Genomic DNA, 13,792 nt, shown 5'->3' with positions numbered 1-13,792 from the left:
GCGTCCAGGTTGGGTGCTCCTTTTAAGTGATCAATGTGTGCGAGGCGTCCATGTCTGAGGAGAGCGAGTCGGCGTCTCAATTGGCTGGTGCTGTTCACAATGAAGTCAGTACGGGCTCGGGTGGTGTGATCGCTCAAAGTGGATCGGTTTTCGGGGGCATCCACTTCCATGCCGGCGATCGAGGTTTCACCGACGATTTGCGTGTCCTGGCGGCACAGCTTGCCCGTGCGGTCAGGGTGCAGTGGCTCGGAGAAGAGGAGAAGCGGCGCATTCGAGATCCTCTTCCATTGACTGTGCGGTTCAAGGCGGCACGTCTGGAGCTGAGCGACTACTGGAGTAATGTACTAGGTGTCTCGGCTGATGATGTCGAACCTCTTGCGTTGGTCGGGCCGGTTGCGGAATTCGCCGAGATCTACCGCAGTGTGCCGTCGGGCAGAATGGTGGTCCTGGGCAGGGGTGGGGCTGGGAAGACCGTCCTTGTGCTGCAGTTCGTGCTCGCTCTGCTCGGGCGATGGAGCGACAACAGTCCAGTGCCGGTGGTGCTCAACATCGGATCCTGGAATCCGGTCACCACCTCTTTGAGGGAGTGGATCGAAGCGCAGCTCGCACGCGACTACGTCGGAATAGTGAGACCTGGGCGCGGTAAGGTGTCCGCGGTGTCGCTTCTCGTCGCGGATGGTCACATCCTGCCAATTTTCGATGGATTCGACGAAATCGCCGCCCATCACAGAAAACAGGCACTCAGATTGCTCAGCGAGTGCAATCTTCCCATGGTGCTCACAAGTCGAACAGAAGAATACGCTGTGGCCGTCCATGATCTGCACGTGCTGTCTCGAGCGGCAGCCGTCGAACTGATCGACATCTCACCGAACGATCTTCGATCGTACCTGCCGCTGACTCGTCGCCGCAGCTCTGAAAGCTCGTCGTGGGAGTGCGTCCTGGACCAGCTCGAGCGACGCCCTCTCGATCCTGCCTGCAGTAATTTGGCGACGGTTCTGTCCACCCCGTTGATGGTCTCGCTGGCGCGTGACATCTACGGCGAAGGCACTCATCTGGATCCGGCAGTGCTGCTGAACCAGCGCCAGTTCAACAGCACGCAAGCTCTTGAGGACCACTTGTTGGACGCCTTCATCTCGGGGCTGTACGCACGGCCGCAAGAGACAACCGGCAGACGGCGTCGACATGCACTTCGTTGGGATCCCGTGTTGGTGCAGCAGTGGTGCGTTCACCTGGCCGAGCGGCTCGAGCACCACGGCACACGGGATTTCATTTGGTGGACGTTGGCACAAGGAGCACCGCGCCGCGGCAGCAGTGTGCTGTTGGGGATCTTGGGCGCTGCGGTAGGGCATCTTCTCTGCGCGACAGACGTCCAGATTCACGTGCGTGCGGTGTTCGGGCTTGTTCTCGCGGTCGGCTTCTCGATCTGGCTGTACCTCGGACTCTCCGGCGGGCTGCCGACCGCGCTCGTATTCGGAATCGCCGGCGGCATGGCGCTGGGGTTGCCCGCAGGATTGCTGACAGGTCTGCTGGGCGTTCTGGGCGGACTGCTGGTCGATCGGAGGACCGGTCTACCGCAACCAGTCGTCGTCCGCCTCGGAGTACGCAGGAACTTCCGCCGGGCAGCGGGGGGCCTGACCTCCGTCGCCGTGACCGGCGTGGTGACCGGCCTCGCCACGGGCGTGCTCAGCGGCTTCACGATCGGAGCTGGAGCAGGCCTGTTCGCCGGCGTTGCAATCGGGATGGGCACCGCTCTCGCGGCATTCGTGAATCAACCGGCCGATACCGCGCACGCTGTCGACCCGTATTCAGCTTTCCGTGCCGATCGGAGCAGTGTTCTGCTCATCGGTTCGTTCGGGGGGTTTCTGTTCGGAGTATCGCTCGGCATGTCCGGTGGCATGTCCATCGGGTTCATCGCCTTGTCCGGAATCAGCTTCGCCGCAGTCGGTGTGGTGGCTTTGGGCCTCGGGTCCGCTTGGGGTGAGTTCTGCCTCGCGCGGGGGTGGTTCGGCCTGCGCGGTGAACTGCCCTGGCGACTGCTCACGTTCTTGCGTGACGCGCACGACAGAGGGCTCTTCCGACAAGCAGGAGCCGCCTACCAGCTTCGTCACGCACGACTTCAGGATCGGCTGGCATCGAGCTCCACCATCAGGACCTGAGCATCGGGCTCGCATTCGGCAGGTCGTCCTGTATCGCCCGGAAAGTCATCGCCTCGCTGCGCAGCAACGGGTGGGGAGCCGATCCAAAACGAGATCGACCTTCCGGAGCCGTTGGCGGCGGTGGTGGCCTACCCGGGGTGTCCTCGAACCGGGCGTGGGTGCCGGGGTCACTGGTGTGCGCGATGGCGGACGGTCGACCTGCACCCTCGGCCCCGCAACCCGGGATCGGCTGACGAGGCAGGCGGTCACATCGGTCGGTAGTCGCAGCGCCTGCCGGTGTGCACGGCGCGGCGCAGATGTTCGCCGATCACGGCGTCGGCTTCGGTGAGACGGGTGAGCGCACGGCGAATCGCTTTGCCTGCAGCGAGGCGCGCGCGTTCACCGCTGTCGACGAACTGGCGGGAGCCGACGGGGTCGACCTTCACCGTGAAGATCGGAGTGCTACCACCGCATCCGTGTCCGTGAGATCTGTCTGAGCGAAGTGACCGCACAACAGGAACAGGTTCTGCGCTTTCAGCGGCAGGCTCTCACCCATTCGGGGTGTCAATACCGTGCCGCGTGGTGTATTTGCGCCCGCCATCCGCCCTCCTCGAGTTATCCGCACAAAGGGGGCCCACGATGGCTGGACCGGTCAGACGCAACATCGCCCACCTCACGCCGGCTGAGCGGCAGGCGTTCATCGACGCCCTGCTGCAAGCCGACCTGCACGCCTTCCCCGGAGGAGTGTCCTACTGGGACAAGCAGGACGAGATCCACCAGTCGACCCACAACCACGGCGGCAACTCCTTCCTGCCATGGCACCGCGAGCTCTGCAACCGCTTCGAGGCACTGCTGCAGCAGTCGAACCCCGATGTCGCCCTGCACTACTGGGACTGGACGCAGGACCCGCGCGCCGCCTCCGACGGTCAGGGCGGCACCGTCGACCTCTCCTCCGACACTCTCTTCGGCACGATGAACGGAATGGTCGACGGACCGCTCGCCGCGCTGCACAACGGCGGTGTGCTCGCCGGCAGCCGCGAACAGACCGGGAACCCGGCCGATCCACCGCAGTCCGTCCAGCGAGGCGCCGGAGCGGGGGCGCCGGGGATCGGCTCGGACGCCTCGATCATCGGCAACGCTGACGGCCTTCCCCAGGCCCAGCAGTGGGAAGCGTTCCACACCGAGCTGGAGGGCTGGCACGGCAGCGCGCACGGCTACGTCGGTGGCGACATCGGTGATGGACACCAGGCGTTCGAGGACCCGTTCGTGTTCCTGTTGCACAGCAACGTGGACCGGCTCTTCGCGATGTGGCAGGCGCAGCCCGGCCAGGACTGGCGGCTCGACCCGGACCAGGTCTACGGCGACCAGTCGGGCACGACCGGACCGGGCAGCATCCTGGATCCGATGCAGCCGTGGAACGGCACCGTCCAGTTCGGTTCGCCGATCGACCCGTGGGCCGGCGCTTCCCCCAGCATCGAGAGCAAGAACTGCCGCCACCCGTCCGTGGTGCGCCCGCCGTGCTACGACACCCTGCCGTTGACCGTGGAACAGGTCTCGCCGGCCGTCGGTGACCCCATCCGGTTCCTCGACGTGATCGAGCACCTGCCGACGGCCCGGGCGTTGCGGCTGCGGGTGCGCGGGTGCACCGAGGTGACCGCCGGCGCCTCGGTGACCGCTCCGTTCACCGTCCTGTCCGCGTCGGTCACCTCGCCGCACCCGGACGGCTTCGAGGCCGGCGACCTGCTGGTCTGGGTGCTCTGCACGCCGGGTGCCGCCGGCTCGTCGGATTCCGGCACGTTGACCGTCACCATCACCGAGACCGGCGACGTGTTCACGGTCCCGGTGACCGCGACCGTCGTGCCGAACCCGACTGTCGGCACGTCGTTGGTCCTGGACCGGTCCGGCAGCATGAGCCTCGCCTCCGGACTGCTCGGCAGGACCCGCATGGACGTCCTGCACGACTCCGCGCCCTTGTTCGTCACGCTGCTCGACGACACCGACGGCATCGGCGTCGTCCGCTTCGACACCGATGCCACCGAGGCCGCACCGGTCACCGATGCCGGGCCCATGATCGGTGGAGCAGGCCGGCTCGCCGCTTCCACCGCGATCACCGGAACGCTCACCAACCCCAACGGCCTCACCGCCATCGGTGACGGCCTGGAAAGCGCAGCCGCACAGCTCGCACCGGTCGCGATGGACTACGACCACACCGCCACCGTCGTGTTCACCGACGGCCACGAAACAGCCGACAAGACCATCGCCGCCGCGGCGTCCTCCGTGCACAGCCGCGTGTTCGCCATCGGCCTCGGCACCGCCGACCAGCTCAACCCCGGCGCCTTGTCCGACATCGCCAACGGCACCGGCGGCTACCTCCTGCTCACCGGCAACCCCGGCGCGGACGACCAGCTGCTGCTGCAGAAGTACTTCGCTCAGGTGCTTGCCGGAGCCACCAACTCCGCCATCGTGGTCGACCCGGACGGCTTCGTACCGGTCGGCGGGAAGGTCGTCGTCCCGTTCCTGCTCACCGCCGCGGACATCCGGGCGGACGTGCTGGTGCTCGGCGAGAACGCGCGGGCTCTGCGCGTGGAGCTCGTCGCACCGGACGGCTCCACCGCGAGCCCGGCGGAGGTCGTCGGCGAGGCCTACCGCGTGCTGCGCGTGGCAGGTCAGGCGGGGGAGTGGCAGGCCGTGCTGTCCGTGCAGAGGCGAGAGCTCGACCGTTGGATCACCGAACTGCGCAAGCGCCTCGCCGACCGCAAACGTGGTGGGCAGCTGTTCGAGCAGATCGTGACGGGGTTCAAGGCGCACGGCGTGCCGTTCACGCTGAGCGTCCAAGCCCGCAGCGCGCTGCGGCTCGGCGTGGTGCTGAGCCAGGGCTCCCGGCTGCCCGGCACCCCGGCGCAGCTGACAGCGACGCTGACGGACAGCGGGATTCCGTTGTCCTCCGCGGCCGTGAGTGCACTGGTGACCGGTCCCGGCGGCGGTCAGACGACCATGTCACTGTCCGGGCAGGAGCCCGGGGTGTTCGCCGTCTCGGTTCCCACCGCCGAGTCAGGGGTGTATCGCGTGCTGGTCCGTGCGAGCGGCACGGATCTGCGCGGCACGGCGTTCACTCGCGAGGAGCTCCGGACCTTCGCCGTCTGGTCGCGCGGTGACCAGGCGCCCCCGTTGGTGATCGATCCTCACCCCCGGCCCGGCCGCGATCTCGACGGCTGCGCGTTCCTGCTCTGCCTGCTGGAGAACGACGGTGTGCGCCGGCTCCTGGAACGGAACAAGATCGACCCCGACCGCGTCGCCGAATGTCTCAAGTCCGCTTGTCGCTAGGGGCCGGAGCCGCAACGGGCGGTCAACGGTGCCGACGTGACCGGCGCAGGCCAACTGGTTGCGCCATCGAACCATCTGGTTGTACGGTCGAACCATGACGAGCGGGGAGACGGACGCGGCGCAGGAAGCCCTGATGCGGTTCGTCCGCAACTTCGGCCTCCATCAGCCCGACCGCACGCCGTGCGGGCAGTCGCTCCCGGTCTCCGAGGCGCACGCCATGGTGGAAATCGCCCGGGAGGGGCGGATCCGTCAGGTCGAACTGGCTCGCCGCCTGCGGTTGGAGAAGAGCACGGTCAGCCGCCTGGTCACCAACCTGGCCGGCCGGGGGTGGGTGCATCGGGAGGCCGCGGACGGCGATGGCCGCGGTGTGCTGCTCGTGCTCACCGCGGCAGGTGCCACCGCTGCCGCTCGGCAGGCCGACTCCCGCCGAGACCGTCTCGCGTCCCTGCTCGATCGCGTACCCGAAGACCAACGCGCCGCTGTGGTGCGCGCGCTCCAGATCCTCGCGGAGGCCGCTGTTGAACCGTCGTGACCGCCCTCAAGTCCATCGAACCCCGTTCCTGGTGGCCACAGTCGCTGCGGTCGCGCTCAGCAGCGGCTGCGCCGCCGCCCCCTCGCCGCCGGCGCCCTCCGACCGACAGGCAGAGGTCGCCGAACGGGGTGCGTCTGTGATGCCGTTCGACCTGGAGCGCACCACACACCGGTTCACCAAGAACGACGCCGGTGGCGTGCAGACCGTCGTCGCCGACGACCCGCGGGACACCGCCCAGATCACCCTCGTCCAGCAACACCTGACCGCGGAGGTCGACCGCTTCCGCCGCGGCGACTTCACCGATCCCGCGCGCATCCACGGCAACGAGATGCCCGGCCTGGAAACGCTCCGCGTCCACAGCGGACGGATCACCATCGACTACGAGAACACCCGCGACGGGGCGCGAGCCACCTACACCACCGCTGATGCCGAGCTTCGCAACGCCCTGCACGCCTGGTTCGACGCCCAAGTCGGCGACCACGGCTCCCACGCCACCCGCTGACGGGGAAACATGACCCTCACGACTCCAGGCAGGCGCGCAACCGCTCAAGGTCAGCGGTGATGCTCTTGCGCACCTGGCGCGCCATGAACGGCGTCGCCCAGCCGAAGAACCTGCCCGGCGCACCACTGGCACGTATCGCGACAAGCGTGCCGGCCGGTGCGTCCGCCAGTTCGTAGCGCACCGTCATCGGGAACGGCCGGTCGACCTTCAGCTCGACCAGCCGGTCCGGATCGTGTTCGGTCACGACATAGCCGTAGACGAACTCACGTCCCAGGAACCGGGCCGTGCGTTCCACGGTCGCGCCCTTCACGAGCGGTCCGGGCTGTGCGGGCCGGCTGGACGTGATCCCGCCGGTCCACTTGAGATCGTTGGCCGGGTCGAACATGAACGCGGCGACGTCGGAGCGCGACCGGTGAACGAGCACCTCGGGCCGGACGTCGACTGGCATGCGACACCTCCGCGGTGAAACAGGGCCGCGGCGGTGCCGATGTACCGCGCGCGTCTGTCTTGAATCATCGCCCATCTCCGGGTGACGCGCCTGAGTCGATGCCGGAGCCGTGGAACCTCCGGTCTGCCCCGGTGTTACCGGATCGGGTAGGCGAGAGGTTGCCACGCGGTGCGGGTGGCAACCGGCACGGTGACGGGTAACCGGACGACGGAACGCGGGCCGGCGGCGAGATCGGTGGCGTCGAAGACGGCCAGGTCGCTCGAAGCACCGTGACGCACCGGGATCACGAGCCACTCGTCGGCGAGTGCGGGCTGGCCGAGGCGGTGATCGGCACCGAACGAGTAGGCGGCGTCGCCGTACCGGAACACCGTGGTGCCAACGGTTCCGTAGGTCTCGTGATGTCCTCGTCCGTGCTCGTCAGCGCGCGCGATGGCGGAATCCGCGTACGTCAAGAACACTTCGTCGGCCTCGCCCGTGCCGAGGTCGAGGGTCCAGCGGGTCAGCTCGCGCGGTCCGGTGGGCGAGGTCTGCCGCAGCGCGTCGACCACCACCTCCTGACCGTCCTCGAAGGCGTTGACCGCGTCCGGCACGAAGCACGGTGAGACCGGGAACCACAGGGGATTGCCGCGGGAACGTCGTGGCAGGAGGCCGATCCGGGCCTGCTTGGACGACCGCCAGGCGAAGGGTGTGCGCAGGCCGATGAGTTCTGCGGCGCGGTCGTGCACCACGGAGACGTCGAAGACGACCACGTGGTCAGGGGTCAGGGCGACGGTGTCGATGCGCGTGGGGCCGCTGAGCACGAAACAACGGCCGCGGCGCACCGAACCCGAGGCGCTCATCGTCACGTGCTCGGCGAGGGGGGAACCTGGCCTGGTCGCGATCGTGTGCCACTCGCCGGTGCGCGGATCCTGCACCGGACGGGCGATGCGCAGGCCGTCGCGCACCGCCGGGGCGAGGCTCGGCACCGTGCCCAGCAGTGAGTGGTCGGTGCGGGCGCGGTGCCAGGCCGCTGTGCCGTCGGAGAGGCGGACCCCGGTGATGGAGACGGGGTCGGCGCCGTGCGCCGGGTGGGGGACGGACTGCAGGAACCGGCCGCGCAGGTTCGCGGGCAACGAGCCCTCGACGAGCAGTGCTTCCACGGTCGCACCTCCGACCAATGCATAACAGTGTTGTCCTAAACATATCGCTGTTATGCAACAATGTCAAAGGTGAGCCCACGCCGAACGGACCCGCGCACGCACACCGCCCTGATCGAGATCGCCGCCGCGTTGCTCGCCACCGAAGGACCTCAGGCTCTTTCGACACGTCGCATCACGGCGGAGGCCGGCACCTCGACGATGGCCGTCTACACCTACTTCGGCGGCATGAGCGGCCTGGTCCGGGAGATCGTGCACGAGGGTTTTCAGCGGCTGCAAAAGCATCTCACCGCGGTGCGCCCGACGTCCGACCCGGTTTCGGACCTGGCGTTGCTCGGCCGCGCGTACCGGTTGAACGCGCTGGCGAACCCGCATCTGTACAGCGTGATGTTCGGCGGTGCGTCGCTCAGCGGGTTCTCGCTGACGGACGAGGATCGCCAGCACGGCCGCTACACCTTGACGGGCGTCGTCGAGTGCGTGGCGAACTGCGTCGCGGCGGGCCGCTTCGGGGAGGCCGACGTCGCGCACGTCGCCCACCAGATGTGGATCGCCACCCACGGACTGGTGACTCTGGAACTGGGCGGGTACCTGGCGGCGCCGCTCGACGGTGAGGCGTTGTTCGATCCTCAGCTCGTCGCGTTGATGCTGGGGGCGGGGGATCGGCCGGAGCCGGCGGCCCGGTCGGTGCGGGCGTCGCGGCGCCGGGTCGAGCGAGAGCTCAGTCAGCAGGCGGGGTGAACGGTCCCCAGGTGAAGGCTTGTAGCCACGGTCCGGGCGGGCCGTCCCAGTCCAGGGCGGCGATCTCGGCGTGGGACCGCCTTCCCGCGAGGCTGCGGTGCAGGTCGTGGGTGCCGGCTCGCAGCGTGCGGACCACCGGCCCGTCACCCGTCGTCCAGGACGTCGTCGGGCTCTCGATCCGCAGCACCGGCAGGTGGTGTGCCCGCACGGAGGCGGAGAAGCCACCGGCGAGCAGGTCCAGCGTGCTGCGGTAGGCGGGGTGATCGGGGTCGGCCGGGACGTCCAGGGCGGCGTGGAGGTCCAGCAGGTGGGTGAACGCGTCCATCACCATGCGGCCGGCCGAGCGCGGGCCCTCCAGTTCGACGAGCGGTTCGAGGACGTGCGAGACGCGGTCCCACTCCTCCAAGCCGAGCTCGACGCCGGGTTGCCGGGGCTGTGCCGTGCCGACCGGCGATCCCAGCCGTGCCGCCACGTTCCCCGCCACCTCCAGCAGGTGTGCCACCAGGTCCGCGACCGTCCACTCCGGACACGCGGGAACCGGTGCGTCAGCCACCTGCCGCGTCGCCAGCAGGCCGATGTCGCGCCGGACGCGCCGGTACAGCAGGTGGTCCGGCGCGGTCACAGCGGCACGTTCCCGTGCTTGCGCGCCGGTGCGGAGGTGCGTTTCGTGTTCAGCATCTCGAGGCCGCGGGCGATCGCCGCCCGCGTCTGCGCCGGGTCGATCACGTCGTCCACCAGGCCGCGTTCGGCGGCGTAGTACGGGTGCATGAGTTGCTCCGTGTACTCGGCGATCAGTTCGGCGCGCAAGGTCAGCGGGTCGGCCGCGGCGGTGAGCTCCTTGCGGAACAACACGTTCACCGCGCCTTCGGCCCCCATGACCGCGATCTCGTTGGTGGGCCAGGCCAGTGAGAGGTCCGAGCCGATCGAACGGGAGTCCATCACGATGTACGCACCGCCGTACGCCTTGCGGATGATGACCTGGATGCGGGGCACGGTGGCTTCGCAGTAGGCGTAGAGCAGCTTCGCGCCGTGCCGGATCGCGCCTCCCTGCTCCTGTGCGGTGCCGGGCAGGAAGCCGGGCACGTCGACCAGTGTGACCAGCGGGATGTTGAAGGCGTCGCAGAACCGCACGAATCGCGCCGCCTTCTGCGCCGCCGCCGAGTCGAGGACGCCGGCGAGCACCAGCGGCTGGTTGCCCACCAGGCCCACCGTCCGGCCGTCGACGCGGCCCAGCGCGCAGATCACGTTGCCCGCCCAGTGTTCGTGCACCTCGATGAACTCGCCGTCGTCGACGACCTCGGCGATTACCGAGCGCATGTCGTACGGCTTGTTCGGTTCGACCGGCACGAGCTGGGCGAAACGCGGGCGTTCGTCGGTCGTCGCACCGACCGGTTCGTCACAGGGAGGACTGTCGAGGTTGTTGGCGGGCAACAAGGACACCAGGTATCGAACGTCCGCGAGGCAGGTCTCCTCGTCGTCGTGCACGAACGTCGCGACGCCCGACTGGCTGCCGTGCACGTCCGCGCCGCCGAGTTCCTCGTGCGTCACCACTTCGCCGTTCACGGCGGCGACGACGTCGGGTCCGGTCAGGTACATCTTCGCCGTGCCGCGCACCATGAACGTGAAGTCGGTCAGCGCGGGGGAGTAGGCGGCGCCGCCCGCGCAGGGGCCGATCACCACGCTGATCTGCGGGATGATCCCGGAGGCCGCCACGTGCCGGCGGAAGATTCCGCCGTAGGCGTTGAGGGCCATGACGCCCTCCTGGATGCGGGCGCCGCCGCTGTCGTTCAGGCCGATCAACGGGCACCCGGCGGAGATCGCCAGGTCCATCACCTTGTGGATCTTCGACGCGTGCGCCTCGCCGAGCGACCCGCCGAACACAGAGAAGTCCTGCGCGTACACGAAGACCCGGCGTCCGTCGATGGTGCCGGACCCCGCGACCACTCCGTCCGTGTGCGGCCGGTTCTCGGAGATCTTCATGCCCCGCGCCTGGTGCCGCCGGTACAGGTCGATCTCCGTGAACGAGCCGGGGTCGAGCAGCAGGTCGAGCCGTTCGCGGGCGGTGTGCTTGCCGAGCGCGTGCTGACGGGCGACGGCGTTCTCGTCACCGGCGATGACGCGTGCCCGCAGCCGGTCGGACTCGTCCAGCACGGACCTCATCGAGCGCGGCTCCGGTGCCGGCGCGGGGCGGGGTACCGCGACCGGCACGAAGTCGATCGGCCGGAGCGCACGTTCCGACAGGTCGGTCATGCCGTCCTCCCCGCCAGCCAGCGAACGGTGTCGGCCATGGTCTCCGCCAACGGACGGGCCTGTTCGGACGAGACGAAGCGCTGAGCGTTCCGGCACGTGCGGATCGCGCCGCCCTGCACCGGTATGGGCCACGGCCACACCCGCTGCAGTGCGTCGGCGGCCAGTCCCACCGGCGCCAGGGCCGCGCCGGGCAGGAACACGGCGGGCAACCGGCGCCCGGTCACCTCGCGCAACGTCCGCAGGTACTCGCGCGTCGAGACGAAGCGCCCCGGCCCGAAACACCGGAGCGGGCCGCCTGTGAGCAGGCGAGCGTGCATCGCCGCCGTGTCACGGACATCGCCCAGTGGGAAGCCACCGGTCGGCCAGATCGGCATGAGCCCTCGCAACGTCGCCCGCAGCCGTGCGGTCTGGTCACCCAGCCGCGGGTCGTGCGGTCCGAGCAACGCGGGCGGGTAGCTGATCACGGCGCCGTGGTTCCGCGCGATGGCCTCCGCCGCGGCCTTGGACGCCGCGTACGCCTCGGAAGACTTCGCCACGGCGGAGTTCTCGTCGAGCATCGAGCCGCCGAGTGCCACGAAACTCGACACGTGGACGATCCGTCCGACCCCCGCGCGCCGCGCCGCCCCCAGCACGGTCTCGGTGGCGATCACGTTGGTGCGCCGCATCTCCTGGCGTCTGCGGCGGTCGAACGAGTAGACACCTGCTGCGTGCAGCACCGCGTCCGCACCGCGTACCAGCTCCGCGACCCTGCCGGCGTCCGTCGCGGCACCGGCGACCACCTCGACGGCGGCGGGATCGATCCCCAGCGGGCGGAGCACCTCCGGCACGTCCCCGGGGTTCCTCGCGAGCAGCCGGACCCGGTGCCCTGCCGCGACGAACGCCGCGACCGAGTGTGATCCGACGAAACCCGTCCCTCCAGTCACGCTCACCAGCATCAGCACCCCGTTCGCCGCGACGACGACCGCCAGCCTGCCTTCGCCACGGCCTCGGTGCTTATCCCAGAGTGCGATGTCCGCCCCGGCGCAACCCCGCACTCTGGGATAAGCGATCGGCGCCACCCCGACTCATTCTGTGATGGGCGCAACAGCGCCTGTCCTTTGTGGACCAATGCAGGCGGCGGAGGAGCACACCCATGTCGACGGACAAACCCGCGCTCACCAAGGCGCGGCCCATCGCCACGTCCGCGTTCGTCAACGGCCACTTCCCACGCAGGCCCGGTCTGATCGTCCTGCTGAGCGCTCTCGCGGGCTTCGGGCTGACGGTCGTGTGGTCGGCGCACTTCGTGGACTCGACGATCGGGGACAACGTCGCGAACACGTTGCTCGGCCAGGACGCCAAGGCCACGCCGATCGCGGGTGTCGCCGCCGGCATCGCGTTCGCGTTCGTCACGGGTCTCGCGGGCACGTTCACCGCGTGCAACATCGCGGCGTTCGGTGCGATGGCACCGATGCTGGGCGGTTCGAGCAGCCGGTCCGAACGGATCCGCGGCGCGCTGAAGCCGTTGGTGTGGCTGTCCGCCGGCATGCTCTCGGTGTCGGCGGTCTACGGCGTGATCGTCGGACTCGTGGGCACCTCGATGCCCCAGTTCTCGACCGCGCAGGCCGTCGCGGGCACGCTGAACGGCCGCAGTGTCCAGTCGCTGATCGTGTTCGGCGTGATCGGCCTGGTGATGACCTACCTCGGCCTGGCCGCGCTCGGGGTGGTCCGCGACCCGTTCGCCGGCATCGCGAAGCGCTTTCCCAACGCGCCCATGGTGTTCATGGGCGTGCTCATCGGCGGGTTCCTGATCGGCCGCCCGTTCGGCCTGTTCCGGAAGCTGTTCCGCGACGCGGCGGAGAGCGGCAACCCGCTCTACGGCGCCGCCGCGTTCTGCCTGCAGTCGCTCGGCAACATCGCGGTGCTCGCGCTGGCGCTCGTCGCGACGGCGGCGTTCCTCGGCACCGGAGCCCGGCGCTGGCTGACGGAGAAGCCGGTGCGGCTCGCGGTGATCACCGGCGTCGCACTGATCACCATGGGCGTCTTCACGTTCCTGTACTGGGACGTGCGGCTGCTCGCCCGGCGCGAGCTGATCCCGTGGTACCCGACGGCGCCATGGGCGTGAGCGACGCGGGCCTGCGGATCGCGGGGCTGAGCAGGCTCGCGCAGGTCAGCATCCCGACCATCAAGTTCTACCTGCGGTCCGGTCTGCTGCACGCGGGACAGCGGACCGGGCCGAACCAGATGCGCTACGACGAAAGCCATGTGCGCAGGCTCCGCGTCGTGCGTGCTCTCATCGACCGCGGTGGCCTGTCGGTCGCCGCGGTCGCGGAGCTCGTCGGCCGCCCCGGCGGCCGGAGCGTGCCCGACGTGCTTGCCAGCATCTCCCGCGACACCCCGCCCGACGCCACCGGGGAAGCGCGGGCGAAGTGGCGTGACCGCGTCGACGAGGTGCTGGCCCGGGACGGCCGGAGCGTCGCGGGCGACAACGCCGCCGCGACCGAGCTGGCCGGCGTGCTGGCGGGCCTGGAACTGGCGGGGCACGCACCGGATGACGCGCTGCTGGAGGCCTACCTGAGGGCCGGGGCGACGGTCGCCAGGGCGGAGGCGGACCAGGCGCGGGGCGCCGGTGCGACGAGTGAGTGCGCGGAACGGCTGCTCGTGTCCGTCGTGCTGGGCACGGTGGCGCTCACCGCCGCCCGCAGACTGGGTCACGACCTCATGGCCGAGAACGGCTGACGGCACCGCAAT

The 13,792-nt window shown here is 69.3% G+C and carries 13 protein-coding genes; 7 read left to right on the top strand and 6 right to left on the bottom strand.

What is annotated here, in order from left to right; genetic code table 11:
* Window positions 1-50: 50 nt before the first annotated feature.
* On the top strand, window positions 51-2,156 hold the full coding sequence (locus SK571_RS09345) for an NACHT domain-containing protein (RefSeq protein WP_319983620.1): 2,106 nt from the start codon (window positions 51-53) through the stop codon (window positions 2,154-2,156).
* Between the two features lie 245 nt (window positions 2,157-2,401).
* Here SK571_RS09345 and SK571_RS09340 read toward each other — a convergent pair whose 3' ends face one another.
* The gene (locus SK571_RS09340) at window positions 2,402-2,581 is read right to left on the bottom strand and encodes a hypothetical protein (RefSeq protein ID WP_319983619.1); all 180 of its coding nucleotides are present in this window, start codon (window positions 2,579-2,581) and stop codon (window positions 2,402-2,404) included.
* Window positions 2,582-2,774: 193 nt separating this feature from the next.
* Between SK571_RS09340 and SK571_RS09335 the strand changes: the two genes are divergently transcribed.
* The 3 genes from SK571_RS09335 (at window position 2,775) to SK571_RS09325 (ending at window position 6,493) form a co-directional block, all read left to right on the top strand.
* Window positions 2,775-5,459 (top strand): tyrosinase family protein, encoded by a 2,685-nt coding sequence (locus tag SK571_RS09335; protein WP_319983618.1) that lies wholly within the window; start codon window positions 2,775-2,777, stop codon window positions 5,457-5,459.
* Window positions 5,460-5,553: 94 nt separating this feature from the next.
* Window positions 5,554-5,991 (top strand): MarR family winged helix-turn-helix transcriptional regulator, encoded by a 438-nt coding sequence (locus SK571_RS09330; RefSeq protein WP_319983617.1) that lies wholly within the window; start codon window positions 5,554-5,556, stop codon window positions 5,989-5,991.
* A 139-nt stretch (window positions 5,992-6,130) separates the two neighbouring features.
* Window positions 6,131-6,493, top strand: a complete 363-nt coding sequence (locus tag SK571_RS09325; protein WP_319983616.1) for a hypothetical protein — start codon at window positions 6,131-6,133, stop codon at window positions 6,491-6,493.
* Window positions 6,494-6,509: 16 nt separating this feature from the next.
* On the opposite strand, the gene SK571_RS09320 is transcribed toward SK571_RS09325, so the two are convergent.
* Both SK571_RS09320 and SK571_RS09315 read right to left on the bottom strand, forming a co-directional pair.
* The gene (locus tag SK571_RS09320) at window positions 6,510-6,941 is read right to left on the bottom strand and encodes an SRPBCC family protein (RefSeq protein WP_319983615.1); all 432 of its coding nucleotides are present in this window, start codon (window positions 6,939-6,941) and stop codon (window positions 6,510-6,512) included.
* Window positions 6,942-7,075: 134 nt separating this feature from the next.
* Window positions 7,076-8,080 carry a carotenoid oxygenase family protein gene (locus SK571_RS09315; RefSeq protein WP_319983614.1) on the bottom strand — a complete coding sequence of 335 codons (1,005 nt, stop codon included), beginning with the start codon at window positions 8,078-8,080 and terminating at the stop codon, window positions 7,076-7,078.
* A gap of 69 nt (window positions 8,081-8,149) precedes the next feature.
* Here SK571_RS09315 and SK571_RS09310 point away from each other — a divergent pair, with 69 nt between their 5' ends.
* The gene (locus SK571_RS09310; RefSeq protein ID WP_319983613.1) at window positions 8,150-8,815 is read left to right on the top strand and encodes a TetR/AcrR family transcriptional regulator; all 666 of its coding nucleotides are present in this window, start codon (window positions 8,150-8,152) and stop codon (window positions 8,813-8,815) included.
* Here SK571_RS09310 and SK571_RS09305 read toward each other — a convergent pair.
* From SK571_RS09305 to SK571_RS09295, 3 genes are all read right to left on the bottom strand, one after another.
* Window positions 8,796-9,437: a maleylpyruvate isomerase family mycothiol-dependent enzyme gene (locus SK571_RS09305; protein ID WP_319983612.1), complete on the bottom strand. Its 642-nt coding sequence runs from the start codon at window positions 9,435-9,437 to the stop codon at window positions 8,796-8,798. The genes SK571_RS09310 and SK571_RS09305 overlap by 20 nt on opposite strands.
* Complete coding sequence (locus SK571_RS09300) at window positions 9,434-10,975, bottom strand: acyl-CoA carboxylase subunit beta (RefSeq protein ID WP_319984016.1); 1,542 nt, start codon at window positions 10,973-10,975, stop codon at window positions 9,434-9,436. The genes SK571_RS09305 and SK571_RS09300 overlap by 4 nt, the downstream gene beginning before the upstream one ends.
* Window positions 10,976-11,061: 86 nt before the next feature.
* Window positions 11,062-11,988, bottom strand: coding sequence for an NAD-dependent epimerase/dehydratase family protein (locus SK571_RS09295; RefSeq protein ID WP_319983611.1), 927 nt, complete (start codon window positions 11,986-11,988; stop codon window positions 11,062-11,064).
* A 209-nt stretch (window positions 11,989-12,197) separates the two neighbouring features.
* Here SK571_RS09295 and SK571_RS09290 point away from each other — a divergent pair, with 209 nt between their 5' ends.
* A complete protein-coding gene (locus tag SK571_RS09290) occupies window positions 12,198-13,166 on the top strand; it encodes a hypothetical protein (RefSeq protein ID WP_319983610.1) in 969 nt (322 codons plus the stop codon).
* The gene (locus SK571_RS09285) at window positions 13,157-13,780 is read left to right on the top strand and encodes a MerR family transcriptional regulator (RefSeq protein ID WP_319983609.1); all 624 of its coding nucleotides are present in this window, start codon (window positions 13,157-13,159) and stop codon (window positions 13,778-13,780) included. Before SK571_RS09290 ends, SK571_RS09285 begins: the two co-directional genes overlap by 10 nt.
* The last annotated feature ends 12 nt before the right edge of the window (window positions 13,781-13,792 follow it).

The organism is Lentzea kristufekii (assembly GCF_033949925.1).
GTDB lineage: Bacteria > Actinomycetota > Actinomycetes > Mycobacteriales > Pseudonocardiaceae > Lentzea > Lentzea kristufekii.
Note: the sequence above shows the minus strand (reverse complement) of the source record. Positions and strands in the feature narration are given on the sequence as shown.

What these genes read in the sequence shown, in the direction of transcription:
- SK571_RS09345 (WP_319983620.1), top strand. Translation starts at nt 51, where the DNA reads ATGTCTGAGGAGAGCGAGTCGGCGTCTCAATTGGCTGGTGCTGTTCAC.
- SK571_RS09335 (WP_319983618.1), top strand. Translation starts at nt 2,775, where the DNA reads ATGGCTGGACCGGTCAGACGCAACATCGCCCACCTCACGCCGGCTGAG.
- SK571_RS09330 (WP_319983617.1), top strand. Translation starts at nt 5,554, where the DNA reads ATGACGAGCGGGGAGACGGACGCGGCGCAGGAAGCCCTGATGCGGTTC.
- SK571_RS09325 (WP_319983616.1), top strand. Translation starts at nt 6,131, where the DNA reads ATGCCGTTCGACCTGGAGCGCACCACACACCGGTTCACCAAGAACGAC.
- SK571_RS09320 (WP_319983615.1), bottom strand. Translation starts at nt 6,941, where the DNA reads ATGCCAGTCGACGTCCGGCCCGAGGTGCTCGTTCACCGGTCGCGCTCC.
- SK571_RS09300 (WP_319984016.1), bottom strand. Translation starts at nt 10,975, where the DNA reads ATGAGGTCCGTGCTGGACGAGTCCGACCGGCTGCGGGCACGCGTCATC.
- SK571_RS09290 (WP_319983610.1), top strand. Translation starts at nt 12,198, where the DNA reads ATGTCGACGGACAAACCCGCGCTCACCAAGGCGCGGCCCATCGCCACG.
- SK571_RS09285 (WP_319983609.1), top strand. Translation starts at nt 13,157, where the DNA reads ATGGGCGTGAGCGACGCGGGCCTGCGGATCGCGGGGCTGAGCAGGCTC.